Here is a 1,687-nt window from a genome sequence, read left to right as displayed (position 1 = left end):
CTCGCGCAGCCCGGCCCGCACTGCGGTGGCGAACGCGGCGAAGCCGCCCGCCGGTTCGCCGGCGGCCGGCGCGTGGTGCGGCAGCTCGTTGACGAACAGGCCGATCTCGCCCGCCAGTTCGGGTGTCCGGGTGGAGAGCGGCAGGGACACCGGGGCGTCCGTGTTGCCGTAGCGGCGGAGCAGCGCGTGCACGGCGGTCAGCAGGAACTCGAAGGTGGTCACCCCGCAGGCGCGGGCGGCCGCGCCGAGCGCGGCGGCGTCCAGTGTGCGGGTGACGGCCTCGCCGGGACCGGCGCCGTGCGCGGTCCGGCGGACGCCGGGCAGCAGCACGTCGGCGGAGTCGGACCAGCGCGGGGCGAACCAGTCGGCGGCCTCGCGGACCAGCGCCTCGTCGGGTGCGGGCGCGATCGGGTAGCCGCGCCCGTCCGCGGCGGGTACCGGCGGGGCAGGCACCGGCGTGCCGGCGACGAGGGCGTTGTAGGCGGCGGCCAGGTCGGCGACCAGGACGTCCTTGGAGATGCCGTCGAACACGGCGTGGTGGGCGACGACCAGCAGGTCGGCGCACCCGCCGGGGCCGTGGACGAGGGTGAAGCGGGCGAGCGGGCCGGTGACGGGGTCGAACGGCCGGACGGTCTCCTCGGCGAACAGCCCGGCCGGCCCGTCCGGACCGCCAGGGTCGTCCGCGCCGTCCGCGCCGCCGGTGGTCACGGTGGTCGCGTCGACTTCGGTGACGGTGAACCCGGCTTCGGCGGGCCGGAGTTCGAGCCCGCCCTCGTGCTCGGCCAGCCTCGCGCGCAGCACCGGGTGCCGGTCGGCGACGGCGGCGCAGGCGGCGACCAGGGCGGCGCCGTCCACCCGGTCGAAGGTGATCCGCAGCGGCAGGTGGAATCCGGAGCGGGCGGCGCCGAGGCGTTCGGTGAGCCAGATGCCCTGCTGGGCGGGGGACGCGGGAACGGCAGGGGACGCGGGAACGGCGGCGGCCTCGGCAGCCGCCGGCGTCGGTTCCAGGGTGTGCTCGGGCATCGACAACTCGCTTCAGGGGTCGGAAGGTTGCCACGGTGACGGGAGCCGGGAGGCATGCCGCGGCAGACCCGGTGACGGCGGATTCGGGCGACGGCGGGTGGGCCGGGCGCCCCGAGGGAAGGGCGGTGGCGGGCAGGAACCGCCAGGCGGCGCGGCGGCCCGGTCAGGCCGGGGCCGCGAGCAGATCGCGTACGGCGCGCTTGAGCGGCTTGCCGCCCTCGTTGCGCGGCAGTGCGTCCAGGGTGGTGATCCGGGTGGGGATCTCGTGTGCGGCGAGCCGGGTCGCGAGGAAGGCGCGGAAGTCCGCCGGGTCGAAGGCGGCGCCGGGGGCGGGGACGACGGCCGCCCCCACGCTCATCCCGAGCACCGGGTGCGGGAGGCCGACCACGGCGACCTCGGCGACCGCCGGGTGCTCCAGCGCGGCGGCCTCGACCTGGAGCGTGGAGACCTTGAACGCGCCGGACTTGACGACGTCGGACTCGCGGTCCACCAGGTGCAGGTAGCCGTCCTCGTCCAGGAAGCCGACGTCGCCCATCCGCACCCAGCCGGCCCGGAAGACGGCGGCGCCGGCCTCGGCGTCCCGGTAGTACGCGCGCGGGGCCCCGGGGGACCGCAGGTGGACGTCGCCGGTCTCCCCCGCCGGCAGCGGGCGGCCGTCGGGACC

Annotated in this window: 2 protein-coding genes; both read right to left on the bottom strand. The window is 77.5% G+C overall.

Features of this window, described 5'->3' with window-relative positions; all coding sequences use genetic code 11:
• Nucleotides 1-1,023: condensation domain-containing protein (locus ABZ885_RS40705; RefSeq protein WP_360200187.1), on the bottom strand; the 1,023-nt coding region annotated here is incomplete at its 3' end.
• Nucleotides 1,024-1,186: 163 nt separating this feature from the next.
• Nucleotides 1,187-1,687: fatty acid--CoA ligase family protein (locus ABZ885_RS40700; RefSeq protein ID WP_360200185.1), on the bottom strand; the 501-nt coding region annotated here is incomplete at its 5' end.

Origin of the sequence: Kitasatospora sp. NPDC047058, from assembly GCF_040643935.1 — a bacterium.
Classification (GTDB): Bacteria; Actinomycetota; Actinomycetes; order Streptomycetales; family Streptomycetaceae; genus Kitasatospora.
Note: the sequence above shows the minus strand (reverse complement) of the source record. Positions and strands in the feature narration are given on the sequence as shown.